The organism is Oribacterium asaccharolyticum ACB7 (assembly GCF_000238075.1).
Lineage (GTDB): Bacteria > Bacillota > Clostridia > Lachnospirales > Lachnospiraceae > Oribacterium > Oribacterium asaccharolyticum.
Window position 1 is genome coordinate 473822 of sequence record NZ_JH414504.1, and the last position, 13667, is coordinate 487488.

The window sequence follows — 13667 nt, forward strand, 5'->3', positions numbered from 1 at the left end:
TGTATAAAAGTTATTTTTTTAACAGAGTATTTTTGGTTAGATATATCTAACATTTATAAAGACAAACTAAAAAAGCACCCCTATCCATTTTCAAAAGAAAACGACGATAAAGGTGCAATAGTTTATCGATAAACGAGATATTGCACGCTTTGCGCACAATACTCGTTAAGAACCAGATGTCTCGAGCTTCGCTGTTGTTATGAATTCAATTATGAGTGAAAAAGCTTTTTGTTTTGGTACTGCGGTTCGGACGTAATGCGGATTCCCAGTTTCCCCAGTGTTTTTTCATCTACCTGAGAAAGAATTACGGTAGAATGCATTTCACACTGATTCAGATTAACCAACTGTTCCATGCATTTCTCCGCATTGGGGTCCGTATTTGCGGAAATCGTTAAGGCAATTAAGATTTCATCTGTATGCAATCTCGGATTATGGTTCCCCAAGTGCTCAACCTTCAAGTGTTGAATCGGTTCAATGATTTCCGGAGAAATAACCTTCAAATCATCCGGAAGCCCCGCTAAAACCTTTAATGCATTGAGTAACATTGCAGAACAAGCGCCCAGTAAAGAAGAAGTTTTTCCGGTCACAATGGAACCGTTTGGTAAAGAAATGGCAGCTGCAGGAGCTCCTGTCAGTTCGGCTTTCTGTAAAGCTGCGGAAATAACCGGTCTGTCCTTTCCGGAAACATTTGCTTTTTCCATAAGAAGCTGTTCTTTTTCCACTATGGAATCACTGCCGCTTCCCTTTCTTTTTTCTACTAAAGCATGATAGTAACGTCGGATGATTTCCTGTTGAGAAGCTTTTCTAACCGCTTCATCATCAATGATACAGTTTCCCGCCATATTGACGCCCATATCCGTTGGAGATTCATAGGGAGAGCTTCCGTAAATGGTATTAAACATAGCTTTCAACACGGGGAAAACTTCTACATCTCTGTTATAATTCACCGTACTGACTCCATAGGCTTCCAAGTGATAGGGGTCAATCATATTCACGTCATTTAAGTCAGCCGTAGCCGCTTCATAGGCTAAATTTACCGGATGCTGTAAAGGAATATTCCAAATCGGGAAGGTTTCAAACTTCGCATATCCCGCATTGATACCGTGTCTATGCTCTTGGTAAAGCTGTGACAGACAAACCGCCATTTTTCCCGATCCCGGTCCGGGAGCGGTCACCACAATCAAGGAACGAGAGGTTTCAATATACTCATTTTTCCCAAAACCATCCTCACTGATAATGAGGGGAACATTGGACGGATAAGACGGAATGGAATAATGACGATAGACCTTGATTCCTAAGGCTTCCAGTTTCTTTTGATAAGCAATTGCTCCCTCCTGTCCGCTAAATCGGGTCAAAACAACGGAACCGACATAAAGCCCGTATCCCCTGAAAGCATCGATTAGGCGAAGGACATCCATATCATAGGTGATTCCAAGATCTCCCCGAACCTTATTCTTCTCAATGTCCCCTGCATGAATGGCAATAACAATCTCAGCATCATCCTTTAATTCTCCAAGCATGCGAATCTTGCTGTCCGGTTGAAAACCGGGAAGAACTCGGCTTGCATGATGATCATCAAATAATTTTCCGCCAAATTCCAGATACAATTTGCCGCCAAATTTAGCAATTCGCTCTTTGATGTGCTTCGATTGTGTTTTCAGATACTGTTCATTATCAAATCCAATCTTATCCAAGTTCTCCCCATCCCTTCTTCTACAACGAGAAACTGTACTCTACAGGATACTCGTTAAAAATAAATTTCTACTTCAGAACGATTTGATGAAATAGATTCTTTGTACCAAACTCAGCCCATTATACTCTTTTTCCTTTAGTTGAAAAGAGGAAGAAAGTATAAAAGATTTCTTATGTTTCCTTCATCATGTTCCAGTTCTTTGGAAAAAAATACAGCTATACGCAGTACATCGGGCTCTTCTCCAAAAAAACAGGAAAATTGCTTTTTTTCCTCATCGGATACCGTGTTGATAAAAACAAAAGCGGTATAAATCCACTCTATGCTTTGATAAAGTAGGGAAAATACAGGAAGGAGTGACGTCTCCTTTATGGAAAGCAAAGTATAACGAAACAGATAATAACGACACAGTGCTACGATTTGGTTTTCCCATTCCAGTCGTTTTTCTTTTGAAAGGCTGTTAAACCGTATTTCCGGATTCATTTTGTATTTCTTAAATAGTTCTTTCCATTGACCGAAGTCCTTATTTATTTCCGTACTTTTGTCTTGCCATTTTAAAAAGGCGGAATACCGCTCCTTGCTTAAGAAAGGATATTCTTCCAGTTCCTGCCATTTTGTAAGAAGCTCATGGATCGGTCTATTCTTTCTTAGCGGATGATCACTTTGAGGAAATATTTGACTTTCTCCCTCCAAAAAAAATGGGAATAGATGAAGAAAAAAAGCATTGAAATCGGTTGGAAGATAGGATAACTCCTCCCAAAGAGCAGTGCGAAAAGCTAAAACATGGATAAGCTCTCTCTCCTGCTCTCTTGAAAGTTTTTCTCCCATGCCCTCTTCTACTGCACGAACGATGCGTCCATCCCATTTCAAAATAAATCGGAACGCTTCCTCGCAAGAAGCATTTAAGTCATATTGGGCATAATTTCCGTAGATTTGCTTCACTCGAGGGTAAGACGCACAGACATTACATAATGCATCTTCTCCTTCGGATAGGATCATTTCACAGAGGCCGCTCTTTAAAAGAAAGGGACAATCCCCATTTTCTTCCAAGGGAAAATAATAGTTCCCCTCTTCTTCTTTCAGCTTCTCTTTAATCTTCTCTCCAAGAGGTCCTTTAATTCTATCCAGCCGTTTTTTGCTTTCCCTGTCAACATCGATACACCAGCCTCTACAACAGCTGTCCTTGCATTTTCCCGCAATACATCTGAATTCTTCATAATAACTCGGATATTCTATATCCATTCCTTTTCTCCTCTATACGCGTAGAAACTGCTTTCACTGTAAATTCTATATTTTGCACTGCGATACTCTGCCATATTTTTTGCTTTGCGAAGTTCTTTTATTCCTCTCACGCTACCCGGATAGTTCTTGGAAAAATAGGTCCAACATTCCTTTAATTTTGCAAGCAGATTTCTATCCTCCGCTATTTCCTTTGAAAAGGCATCCTCCACAGCGGAAATGTAGTCTTTAAACTCCTCTTCCTGTAAAGCCAATCCCCCCTTTATTTCACGAACCAAAGCCGGATTGGATAGCAACCCTCTTCCAAGCATAATGCCCGAAATCTCGGGAAACTCTTCCCGGATTTTTATTGCCGTTGCAATATTTTCAATATCTCCGTTATAAATCAATTTATGTTTTGAGATGCCGCAAATCTTTCTAAAAGCATCCAAATCTACATTTCCCTTATAAAACTGCTTTTGTAAACGAGGATGTACAATCATTTCAGAAAAAGGGAATGCATTAAAAAGTAAGAAAATGTCTTCCGTTTCCGAGCTGTCCGAAATACCGATTCGTGTTTTAACCGAAATGGAAAGACCACTAGGAAGTGCCGAAAAAATATCGTTGAAAAATTCTTCTAAAAGTGTCAGATTCCGAAGCATACCCGCCCCTTTTCCTTTTGCGACAACCGTTCCGCTCGGACAGCCTAAATTCAGATTCACTTCCTGATATCCCAAATTTTGCAGATATTTGAAAACCTCCAGCATATGCTTGGGGTTTTTCCCCATAAGCTGTGGAACAAGATAAAGTTTCTCATTGTTTGTCGGACTAAGGTCCCTTGCAATTCTTCCGCTGTAACTGCCTTCTTCATTTGCCGATACAAACGGACTAAAATACTTATCCGTTTCAGGAAAAAAATGTGCATGAGTATTTCGTAAAGGATAGGAAGTGATAGACTCCAATGGTGCAAAATAACAATTCATAACGCTCCTCCTATCTATAGATTGCCGGTAAAAAAGGCCAGAAAAACAAATAAGAGCAGCATCTGAAGATGTAAAAAAATGTAATGCAAAACAAATACTTTGGTATGCTCTTTGTTTTTTAGCATGGAATGAGTAATAATTCCACTGTAATTTAAGGCCAAAGGATGAATAGCGGATAAAATAGAGGCGATAATCAATTGTCTCCCCTTCGTGCTTAGATCCGCCAAAAACACACTGACCGGAAGACGCGTAAAAATTTCCGATAAAATCAAAGCTCGAGAGGCTTCCCTTCCCTGGATAAAAGGTAATAGAAATTCGGAAAACCCGCGAAGATGAAGAAGATTTCCCCGGATAAGAAAAACCAGAACAATCAAGCTTAGGAGATCATAATCCAGTCTTGCAATGACTCTACGTCGAAAGAAGATGGTGTAAATCAAAGTAAGCGCAAAACAAAGCGGAATTGGAATCCATTTTATGCAAGAAAGGAAAAACAAAATCCCGAAAAAACAAAAGGGATAGAAACAGTTTCCCTTTCCTAAAATTTTCTCCTTCTTCAATGTGAAATAGGAGTTTTGCAGTCTTTCCAACGTCCCGGGGGACAATGTTTGATTCTTTTCTTTTTTAAAGCAAAAAACATAAGGAAGCAAAAAAAGAATAGAAAAGAGGAAAAACAAAAAACTGATACGGAAATACTCGAGGAGTGAATAATTAAAATGTAAAAATAAATAAAAATCGGACAAAGCCGTATAGGGCAAAAGAATACTACCCAGTTCCGCTGCCAGGATCTGCAGACAAAAACAATGAATAAATAGAAAAGGGGAATTCTCTTCTCTGCCTAGAGTGGCATTACATAAGGGAAGGGTGTAATACAGGCTAATCCCGGTTCCAAAAAACAGAGAAACAAAGAAACTGATCAAAACCAAACAGGCATGTAATCCTCTTTTACTTTTACATAAGCGTAAAAGAGGATAGCTCAAATAGAAAAGAATTCTTGTTTCCATAAGATAAGACGACAAAATTAATAAAGTCGCCAAATACAAGAATGATTCAAAGGGAAAATAGCGGATAAAGGGAAATTGCAAAAAGAAAGAAAAAGAAGTTTGATTCGTAATCTTTTCCGGAGAAACGAAAAAGCAGGAAAGTAAAAACAATCCTGCCAATAGGAAAAGAAGCCATTTTTTATGATTTCTTCTAATCAAACCAATTCATCCCTTCTGATAAATCCCTCTCCATGAACCTCTCGTACATCGGAAATAATGAAGAATGCCTTTTCATCCATATCATTCACAACGTCTTTCAGATTGGAAACTTCACGATTACTAAGAACGCAGTACAGCATGGTAATGCCTTTTTTAGTATACATTCCTTTGGCGTCCAGTCCGGTCACGCCACGATGCATCGTGGTAATAATATAGTTCGCAATTTCATCTCCTTTATGAGAAATAATGGTTACCGCCTTGGCAAAGTGCATTCCTTCCATAATGGATTCACAAACTTTGGTAAAAACGTAGATGGAGACCAGAGCATATAAAGCCTTTCTTACACCAAAAATCTGTAAGCCCCAAAGAATAACCATAGAGTCCACGCATTGAACCAGCTTAGCCATGGAAATGTGTTTAAACTTGGTTTGCAGAATTGCGGCAAGTAAATCCGTTCCGCCTGTTGTACAGTTCGAAATAAAAACCATACCGCAACCTAAGCCCATAAAGATTCCGCCGACTACCGAGGCTAAGAAGAAATCGTCTTTGGGCAAAATTTCCCAAGCCGGTAAGATAAACAGAAAAAAAGAACAGAGTAAAGTAGAAACAATCGTTCGAAACAGAAATCTTCCGCCCTTGGTAAAAAAACCGATAACAAATAAAGGCACGTTAATCAATGTATAACTCAACCACAGCGGTACGGAAAATAAATGACGGATGATAATGGATACACCGGTTACTCCTCCGATAACGAGTTCCGCCCTATCGTAAATGGATAGGGATGCCACGGAAATCAGAAAACTTCCAACAATAATAAAAATATAATCTCGAATAACTCTTTTTTTCTTATCCATTCTTCCTCCTAGTAATCCTTGATTTCCTCTTCATTTTGAAGAATCAGAATACTCAGTTTTTCTTTTAATAAAGGCAATAGCTCATCCATAGAAGACTTTTCTATTGTAATGCAACCTGCGCTCTCCCAAGTACCGGGGGCTTTGATATGTAAGAAAATAGCCGATCCCCTCCCGTACACAACAGGATCTTGATTGAAACCGATTGCAAGCGCTTTTTCATAGCAAATCTTATAGTTCCAAAGCTGCTCGCCCGCAACAGGAACTTCTTTTTCCACCCACTGATTGTAAGTGGATTTTTCTCCGGACCAGACGGAATTTTTCTTGATTTGACGATAAGGCAACAAAGTATTTTCTTTCTCCTTAAAGCCGAAGGCAAAGGAAATCGGAAATGCACCTATAGGACTCGTTTCATCTCCTTCTTTGCGCTCTTCCGCCTTTTTCATTCCCTTTCTTCCGTAACCGTTTTTCCACTCTTTCAGCTTAAAATAACGATCCTCTCCTTTATTCCAAAGGCTCAATTGGTGGTCTAATACCAAAATGACTTGGGATTCTCTCTGCCCTACCTTAGATGCAAAGAGAGCCTTTCCGATTCTTTCTTCCTTTTCATCGGATTGACTTTCCGGAAGATTATCATCAAACTCTATTGCTTCATAAGAAGGTTTTTTGTTGTCCTCTTCTGCAATTTTCTTTTCTTCAAGCTTCCTCCGGTACTCTTCTCCGGGACCTGCAAAAACCGAGAACCCGACAGAAAAACAGAGGAGCAAAAAAATAATCCATGTTTTGTTTTTAAATTTATTTATTTTCATATTTTCAAATTATTCTTTCTAATTCATAACGAGTATCATGCGCAAAGCGTGCGATATCTCGTTTCGCCAAGACCTAGCTATAATACTCAATTTTTTTCTTTCTGTAAATATGAAGACAGAAAGGCAAATAAGAAAATATTTAAAGGGAATGACATTATACAAAAAAGAATATTTTCAAAAAAACGAGACGGTCGAACCGTCTCGTAATACCTTACAAATATATCTTCCCAAAAACACTTACAAATATAAATCAACGAAGATATCTTCCAAAACCGTAAGTCTTTGCATAGTGGTAGTCGTGTTCCCGGACAAAGTCTCCTGTTCTTGTATTATGAATAATGGTACCATTACCGGAATAAATACCGACATGATAGATTGTGCTTGGAGAAGAACCGTAAAAAATCAAATCTCCGGGTTGTAAGTCCGCTTCGGAAATTTTAATGGCTGCCGCATACTGAGATCTGGAGTCTCTCGGAATGGATATTCCAAACTTTTTAAACACCTGCTGTGTAAAACCTGAGCAGTCCGTACCATTGATCAGAGAACTGCCGGCTGTTTTATAGGGAAGCACTCCAATAAAGGAACGAGCATAGCTGATTAAATCACTCATATCCGTGTTAGCATTCAGCGCAGCGTTAATCGTATCCAAATCCGGATCTCCGAAAGAGTCGGTCAAATCCAGGATATCGCTTCCATCCTTCTTATCCTGTGATTTTTTATCCGGCTGAGTGGACTTTCCAATCAGTGTATTCTTTCCTGCGGAAATGGAATTTTCTTTAATTTCCTTCACTTCCGTGCCAAGATTCAAATCACCTTCCATCTCCACGGTACCGGTACTATATTCATTTTTTCCGTTCGTAAATACACCCGCTTCACTAACGGACTTCAACTTTACAACACCATTTTCAATCCAGGCTCCTGTGGAATCTACAGTATAACCGTCAATTGTTTTATTGGTTTGTAACCATCCTTGACCATCAAAATAATAACACTCCGCAAAACCGTCTCCACTGCTGTCAATCCATGCCCAAGCAGACTTAGGATAAGTTCCGTCCAAGTGATTATACCACCATTTATTTTTATTTTTTCCGCTCCCCTTTTGCCATTGCCCGGCATAGGCAGGAACAGCCAAAAACACAGAAAGAACAGCTATCGAACATAGAGCTAAAAATTTCTTATTTCTCATACTAAACCTCTTCTTCTAAACTTTGTTTATCATAAAGCAAAGCTTCTCTTTTCACAAGAACAAAACTTAAATTGTAAGTTTTACTCTCAAAAGTTTAGGTTTTTGTAAGTTTATAAAAAATGTCGCTCTTTTTTGTAGCGACATTTTTTTATAAATAAGCATCTCTTTTCGGATTCAAGTTCTCCTGAATTTCTTTTATTTCTCGATATACAGCTTTATTTTCCTGTAGATAACGCTCCAGGTTCTGATAATCTTCCTTCTTGATTCTTAAACACACTCCACAACATAGACTGGCCGAACGAGGGGTGGGCGCAATAACGGAATCAATCCCTGCATTTTGCAAGTCTCTATGCATTTTTATTGCCTGTTCATGATTGTCAAATAAAATGTAATAATTTAACATTTTGAAATATCACCATATTGTATAAAAATATTTTATGTATGTTAACTATTCAATTAATTAGTTTTATTCGCTTCAATCATTTCGAGAAAAGCACTGACACGAGTTCTCAGTTGTTCCGCATCGCTGTCTTCATAGTCGGTTTCCAGGCTTAATACCTTGTATCCCTCTTCCTTTAAGCGTCTCTCTACAAAGTAATTTTCCGTAGCATAGAGATTACAGAACTTTAAGTTTACATTGAGAATACCGTCTACCTGATATTCCTTGGCAAGTCTTAGGATATCGTCGATTCTTTCCGGGTTCGGAGTGAAGCAAGCACAATGAATATTGTTGAAATAACGTTCCGTAAGGGCGGAAGCAGCTTCTTCCATGGTCTTGTTGTTTTCTTTTACAGTATGGGTAAAATAACGGGTTCCCGTACAGTTTTCTTCGCAAACCACGATTCCACCGCTGGTTTCCACAATATTATGCATCTTCCAGTTCGGAATAGCCATCGGTGTACCGGTAAGTAAAATTCTCGGAGCATTCTTCGGAGATACGGAAATTCCCTCCTCTATCCTCTTTTCCAGCTCATCACAAAGCGTATTGACTTGAGCCGTCAAACGCTCCGGATCATCAAAGAAAGCAATCTGCATAATGAGCAGCACATCTCTTCCGCTAATCGGTACGCAAGTATTTTTTCTGCAATTATAGAGTCTTTGCAGTGCCTTTCTCTTTTCATTTACAATATGAATAGCTTGATTTAACTTATCAATATCGACTTTATTCCCCGTAAAGTCCTCCATGACTTTAACAAAATCAAGAATTTCTTTATCCCAGGCAGCTGCGTCCTGCGGTCTTTTTCCATGTGGAAGATGCATAATGTGCATCTTGACATCTTCGGAAAGAATTTCGTAGGCCTTCTTCTTTCCGTCACAGGTCGTCTCTCCCACAAACATATCGGCAATACGGAAATAAGGGCAGGTTTTACCCAGTCTTGCACCGACAGATGCCTTAATCAAGGGGCAGGTATTGGCCGGAAGTACCTTTTCTCCTTCCGGTACCCAGAACTGGGAACCGCCACAAAGACCGGTAACAATTCCGTTTGCCGCAATAATTACCTCATCCGGAACAAAGACACAGAATGTACCAATGACCTTTCTGCCTTCTTTTTGTGCTGCAATCAGTTCTGCAGGACGAATCCCGTGAATATCCGCAGTAACCATATTGAAATAATCCATCCCTTTCGGACGGTTCTCCTGCGTTAAAAACACATCGCCGAATGCACCCGGAAGGGCGGCACAAAGTAAGTCGTGTTTGTCCAGATCCATCCCCAGATCGGACCACATCTGATGGTTCTTGTCCATAATTTAACCTCCTGAAGAAAACTTTTGGATTCATAACAAGCTATACACAATGTTTGTTATGAACGAAATATTGCACACTATGCGCGATACTCGTTATGAATCAAGAAAGACACCGGAAATCGTTCCGATGTCTTTGAGGGAACTCACGCTCCATAAGTCCCTCGATAACACAAAATGGTTTCTATATCATTATACCGAGTGAAAAAGAACTTGAGAAATCGTGAGTTTGTATAAAATTATGGATTTATATAGATTCTTTATAAATTTTTTGTCTAAATTTCCGTATTCTCCTCTCCATAAGTAATAACATGTGTAGTAAATTCCATATCCGGCATACATTCCGCCATATCCTTTCGGATACGCTCCAAGGCCTCCAGGCGCATCTCTACGGAAGTATTGGCATTCCCTTGGATGATAAAAATTGCATTCTTCGTATTCTCGTCAAACTTGTAGTTTTCTCCGTCACGAACATCAATCCAAGCCATAATGCCCTTCTTATCCTTGTAAACATAATCCGTTTCCGCCACATACTTCTCCGGGGCAAGAATCGGGTAAAAAATATCTTCCTTTTTGCTGACCGTAAAGCAGATTTCTTCATCAATCTTATCGAAATCATGTCCTCCGATAGCAAGGAAAGAATGCAGGGACTCCACATTGTAGATATCTACAATGCTGTTAATATTTGGCATAGAGCCGCGGCGCTTGATATTTTGAATAAGTGCTACAGCCGTAGGGGGATTCTTCTTAGTACTTCTTCCTACTGCAGAAATAGAGTCAATATAGCCCTGATTAACCGGATGCTTCGACGCTTCCTCGGCATCACAGTTCAGAGCCCACTCTTCCATCTTCTTCTGCTTCTCGAGGAAGGCGTCCGAGAGCTTTGCAGCAGGATCCACGTTTTTAGCAATGGCAATCACAATACTCTTTTTCCCCAAATCGGCAATACTTTTGTCCACAATAATTTTCATAGAAAAATCTCCTTTGCTAAAATTTACTTTTCTTCCTTCAATAATTCCCTCAGAGCATCGACAGCTATCTTTACTTCTTGATCTGTATTCGCAAAGCCAAAGGAAAAACGAATTGTTCCCATCGGATAAGTTCCCATGGTTTTATGGGCGGACGGGGCGCAGTGCAGGCCAACTCTCGTCATAATACCATAGCGTGTATCCAGCTGAAAAGCCGTATCGGAAAGTTCTCTTGTTAGAGTCTGAATGGAAACCACTCCGGTACGCATTTCCGTATCTTTTTTCCCGATTATTTTTAATTTTCCTTCTTTTTCCAGAGGCTCCAGAAGTTTAAGAAATAATGCAGTAAGACTTAATTCATGTTCTCTGATTTTTTGCAGAGAGGCTTCAAAGCAATGTTCCGGAGAAAGTGAAGGAAGACTCGATAGTTTTCGCATAGAGCTGTGTTCTTTTGCGCTTTCCGCCTTTAATAAACTATCTTCTCCAAGTTTTTTAATCCAGTTTAAAGCGGCATGCAAGCCGAAAATTCCCGGTAAATTCGGTGTGCCCGCTTCAAAACGATCCGGCATAAACTCCGGAACCGTCTCTACATTGCTAAGACTTCCGGTTCCTCCGGAAATCAAAGGTTCAATTTTCATAACAAGTTCATCTCGAAGAATAAAGCCGCCTATCCCCTGCGGTCCGAGAAGTCCTTTGTGACCGGTAAAGCAGAGAATATCAATCTGCATTTTCTCCATATCGATCGGAAAAAACGCCGGCTGTTTGTGCCGAGTCCAAAATAAAAACCAATCCGTTTTCTTTACAAAAAGCGCCCACTTCTTGAATAGGAAGCATGGTACCGAAAACATTACTGGCATGCGTCATCACTACCGCCTTTGTTTCCGGACGAATGCAGCTTAAGAGCTTTTCCGGTTTTAAGCTTCCGTCCGACTCGCACTGCACTCTTGTAAAGCTGACTCCCTTTTTTTCCAACTGTCTGATAGGCCGCATTACCGCATTGTGCTCCATGGAAGAAACAATGACATGATCTCCACTATGCAAAAGACCTTTTAGTACCACATTCAGACTTTCCGTGATATTCCTTGTAAATACGACATTTTTATAATCCGGCGCATGAAATAAGGCTCCAATCAGTTCTCTACATTCAAAGACAACGGTTTCCGTATCATAGGCAGTCGCATATCCGCCCCGATTTACATTGCTACCTAGTTTTGTCATGTAATCGTAAACCGCTTTCGGAACTTCTTCCGGTTTCGGAAAGGAAGTTGCGGCATTATCCAGATAAATTTTTTCCGTTTTCATCTGTCTCTCCTATAAAATTTTTTCTAAATCGAGCATAGTCTGAGCCGGACAGCCCTTGTAGGAAAAATCAGTAGCATAGATTGATTCCTTCTTTTCGAATTCTTCTATCCATTTGTCCAGCTGTATTAGCATTTTTTCTCTATCTTTTGCTAAGTTACCCCAAACTCGCTTTCGAATACAGTCGTGAAAGGATTCGTAAAATAGTTCCGTTCCGTCCGTAGCCAAAAGTTCCACCAGCCTTCTATCTTCTTTTAGGTTTTCCAGTTCCGTTGCCGGATGAAAGCATCCTTTTACTATGTCCTGATACAAGGGTGTATCGGAGGAAATAAACATGGAAAAGTTCACGACAAATTCCGGTTTTGTCCGATTTAGAAAAGCGGCCAGGGCTTCCGCATTTTCTATGCCTCGTCCTTTCCCTGCCACTCCGCTCATGATGTGCGCATCATAAATCATACCGGCATTTTTAATTCTCGCAATTTCCCGCTCCGCTTCCGCTACATCATGCTCCTTATGCATAAAGGATAAGACATCCGAAAGTCCACTCTCTATTCCGATATAGAGATGCTTATAGCCGTTGTTCGAAAGTGCCCTAAGCTCCTCGTCCGTTTTCATACGAATACTTGTGATAGTTGCGTCAGAATTAATTGTGTCGCATTCCGGAAAATAGCGATGTATTAAGTCCAGTATTTTTAAAAGTTGCTCGGTTTTTAAACCGAAAGCGCAGCCGTCTCCTAAAAATATCTTCTTAGGCTTTCCCCCGGCGTTTTGAACACGCTGAAGCTCTTCTTCTATCTGTGAGAATGGAAGTTCTCTGTAGTGCAGGTCACGAAAAAGATTACAAAAATGACAGCCGTTATAGGGGCATCCCACAGTCACGGGTAACATATAGGAACTCTTCTCCATAGGAGAGCGACAAATCCTTCCTTCGTAATCCATCAAAGCCTCCTTACCATTCAACTTACAATCTGTAAAATCAATCCGTGGGGAAGACAAACTATCGGTAAGTCCGCATTCTCCGCACTTATTGCCGGCGTATGCACACAGATTTGATTGTTACAATTGGATTCTGTGCAAAGCACCTTTCCGTCTTTTACTTCAATGAAATTCACCTCGTGCATCGCCGGATTTCGCTCGTCATCTGACAAACTGCTTAAACTTTCCTCAAAAGAAACTTCTTTGGCTTCCTGGTCCAGAATCATAAACTTGGCATCTTTTCCGAGCTCATGCTCCAGAAGGATTTCTCCATTTTTTAAAACACGAAGTTTTTGAGAGGGCTTGGACAGAAGTTTCGGAATAAAATAAGATAAGCCTGCTATAAAAAGCACGATTAAGACGATTCCGATAATGACTTTTAACTCTTTTTTATTCTTCATAAATTACTTTCCTATTCTCTTAGTTCTCTATACTTCCTTAGTTCTCTATACTTCCTTAGTTCTCTATACTTCCTTAGTTCTCAATATTTCTTTTCTGGACATTCCTTCTGCTATTTTATCCCGCTGTTTTTCACTTTATAAAGCACTTTCTACTTCTTCATTATAGCAGAGATAGACAGAAAAAAAACAGGGAAGTCAAGCTTCCCCGTTTTCCTTTTCGGCCACAAACCGGACTTGAACCGGTGACCTTCTGATTACGAATCAGATGCACTACCAACTGTGCTATTGTGGCAACCACTGCAGTATAACACAGGTTTTTGAAATTGTGCAAGTAAGAAATTTTGC

At 40.0% G+C, this 13667-nt stretch carries 12 protein-coding genes, 1 tRNA gene and 1 pseudogene; all 14 read right to left on the reverse strand.

All coding sequences use genetic code 11. From position 1 onward, the window contains the following. Nucleotides 1–209: 209 nt before the first annotated feature. Complete coding sequence (locus tag HMPREF9624_RS02140) at nucleotides 210–1694, reverse strand: DUF1846 domain-containing protein (RefSeq protein WP_009427960.1); 1485 nt, start codon at nucleotides 1692–1694, stop codon at nucleotides 210–212. 134 nt (nucleotides 1695–1828) lie between these two features. Next, a complete protein-coding gene (gene fliB / locus HMPREF9624_RS02145) occupies nucleotides 1829–2932 on the reverse strand; it encodes a flagellin lysine-N-methylase (RefSeq protein WP_009536329.1) in 1104 nt (367 codons plus the stop codon). Next, complete coding sequence (locus HMPREF9624_RS02150) at nucleotides 2923–3891, reverse strand: tRNA dihydrouridine synthase (RefSeq protein ID WP_009536330.1); 969 nt, start codon at nucleotides 3889–3891, stop codon at nucleotides 2923–2925. The genes fliB and HMPREF9624_RS02150 overlap by 10 nt, the downstream gene beginning before the upstream one ends. Nucleotides 3892–3905: 14 nt before the next feature. Continuing rightward, on the reverse strand, nucleotides 3906–4814 hold the full coding sequence (locus tag HMPREF9624_RS02155) for a hypothetical protein (protein WP_242822605.1): 909 nt from the start codon (nucleotides 4812–4814) through the stop codon (nucleotides 3906–3908). Nucleotides 4815–5086: 272 nt separating this feature from the next. Then, on the reverse strand, nucleotides 5087–5944 hold the full coding sequence (locus HMPREF9624_RS02160; RefSeq protein ID WP_009536332.1) for a YitT family protein: 858 nt from the start codon (nucleotides 5942–5944) through the stop codon (nucleotides 5087–5089). An 8-nt stretch (nucleotides 5945–5952) separates the two neighbouring features. Beyond that, on the reverse strand, nucleotides 5953–6750 hold the full coding sequence (locus tag HMPREF9624_RS02165) for a L,D-transpeptidase family protein (protein WP_242822606.1): 798 nt from the start codon (nucleotides 6748–6750) through the stop codon (nucleotides 5953–5955). Nucleotides 6751–7000: 250 nt separating this feature from the next. Beyond that, nucleotides 7001–7936, reverse strand: coding sequence for a C40 family peptidase (locus HMPREF9624_RS02170; protein WP_009536334.1), 936 nt, complete (start codon nucleotides 7934–7936; stop codon nucleotides 7001–7003). A 148-nt stretch (nucleotides 7937–8084) separates the two neighbouring features. After that, nucleotides 8085–8339, reverse strand: a complete 255-nt coding sequence (locus HMPREF9624_RS02175) for a DUF3343 domain-containing protein (RefSeq protein ID WP_009536335.1) — start codon at nucleotides 8337–8339, stop codon at nucleotides 8085–8087. Nucleotides 8340–8392: 53 nt separating this feature from the next. After that, nucleotides 8393–9682, reverse strand: coding sequence for a double-cubane-cluster-containing anaerobic reductase (locus HMPREF9624_RS02180; protein ID WP_009536336.1), 1290 nt, complete (start codon nucleotides 9680–9682; stop codon nucleotides 8393–8395). A 272-nt stretch (nucleotides 9683–9954) separates the two neighbouring features. Next, nucleotides 9955–10650 (reverse strand): B3/B4 domain-containing protein, encoded by a 696-nt coding sequence (locus HMPREF9624_RS02185; RefSeq protein WP_009536337.1) that lies wholly within the window; start codon nucleotides 10648–10650, stop codon nucleotides 9955–9957. A gap of 23 nt (nucleotides 10651–10673) precedes the next feature. Then, a pseudogene (locus HMPREF9624_RS12350) lies at nucleotides 10674–11949 on the reverse strand (aminotransferase class V-fold PLP-dependent enzyme). A 9-nt stretch (nucleotides 11950–11958) separates the two neighbouring features. Further along, nucleotides 11959–12885, reverse strand: a complete 927-nt coding sequence (locus HMPREF9624_RS02195; protein WP_009536340.1) for a radical SAM protein — start codon at nucleotides 12883–12885, stop codon at nucleotides 11959–11961. Nucleotides 12886–12902: 17 nt separating this feature from the next. Next, nucleotides 12903–13322 carry a NusG domain II-containing protein gene (locus HMPREF9624_RS02200; RefSeq protein WP_009536341.1) on the reverse strand — a complete coding sequence of 140 codons (420 nt, stop codon included), beginning with the start codon at nucleotides 13320–13322 and terminating at the stop codon, nucleotides 12903–12905. Between the two features lie 219 nt (nucleotides 13323–13541). Further along, nucleotides 13542–13614: transfer RNA gene (locus HMPREF9624_RS02210), tRNA-Thr, on the reverse strand. Nucleotides 13615–13667 lie beyond the last annotated feature (53 nt).

What these genes read in the sequence shown, in the direction of transcription:
- HMPREF9624_RS02150 (WP_009536330.1), bottom strand. Translation starts at nt 3,891, where the DNA reads ATGAATTGTTATTTTGCACCATTGGAGTCTATCACTTCCTATCCTTTA.
- HMPREF9624_RS02180 (WP_009536336.1), bottom strand. Translation starts at nt 9,682, where the DNA reads ATGGACAAGAACCATCAGATGTGGTCCGATCTGGGGATGGATCTGGAC.
- HMPREF9624_RS02165 (WP_242822606.1), bottom strand. Translation starts at nt 6,750, where the DNA reads ATGAAAATAAATAAATTTAAAAACAAAACATGGATTATTTTTTTGCTC.
- HMPREF9624_RS02200 (WP_009536341.1), bottom strand. Translation starts at nt 13,322, where the DNA reads ATGAAGAATAAAAAAGAGTTAAAAGTCATTATCGGAATCGTCTTAATC.
- fliB (WP_009536329.1), bottom strand. Translation starts at nt 2,932, where the DNA reads ATGGATATAGAATATCCGAGTTATTATGAAGAATTCAGATGTATTGCG.
- HMPREF9624_RS02195 (WP_009536340.1), bottom strand. Translation starts at nt 12,885, where the DNA reads ATGGATTACGAAGGAAGGATTTGTCGCTCTCCTATGGAGAAGAGTTCC.
- HMPREF9624_RS02160 (WP_009536332.1), bottom strand. Translation starts at nt 5,944, where the DNA reads ATGGATAAGAAAAAAAGAGTTATTCGAGATTATATTTTTATTATTGTT.
- HMPREF9624_RS02185 (WP_009536337.1), bottom strand. Translation starts at nt 10,650, where the DNA reads ATGAAAATTATTGTGGACAAAAGTATTGCCGATTTGGGGAAAAAGAGT.
- HMPREF9624_RS02175 (WP_009536335.1), bottom strand. Translation starts at nt 8,339, where the DNA reads ATGTTAAATTATTACATTTTATTTGACAATCATGAACAGGCAATAAAA.
- HMPREF9624_RS02170 (WP_009536334.1), bottom strand. Translation starts at nt 7,936, where the DNA reads ATGAGAAATAAGAAATTTTTAGCTCTATGTTCGATAGCTGTTCTTTCT.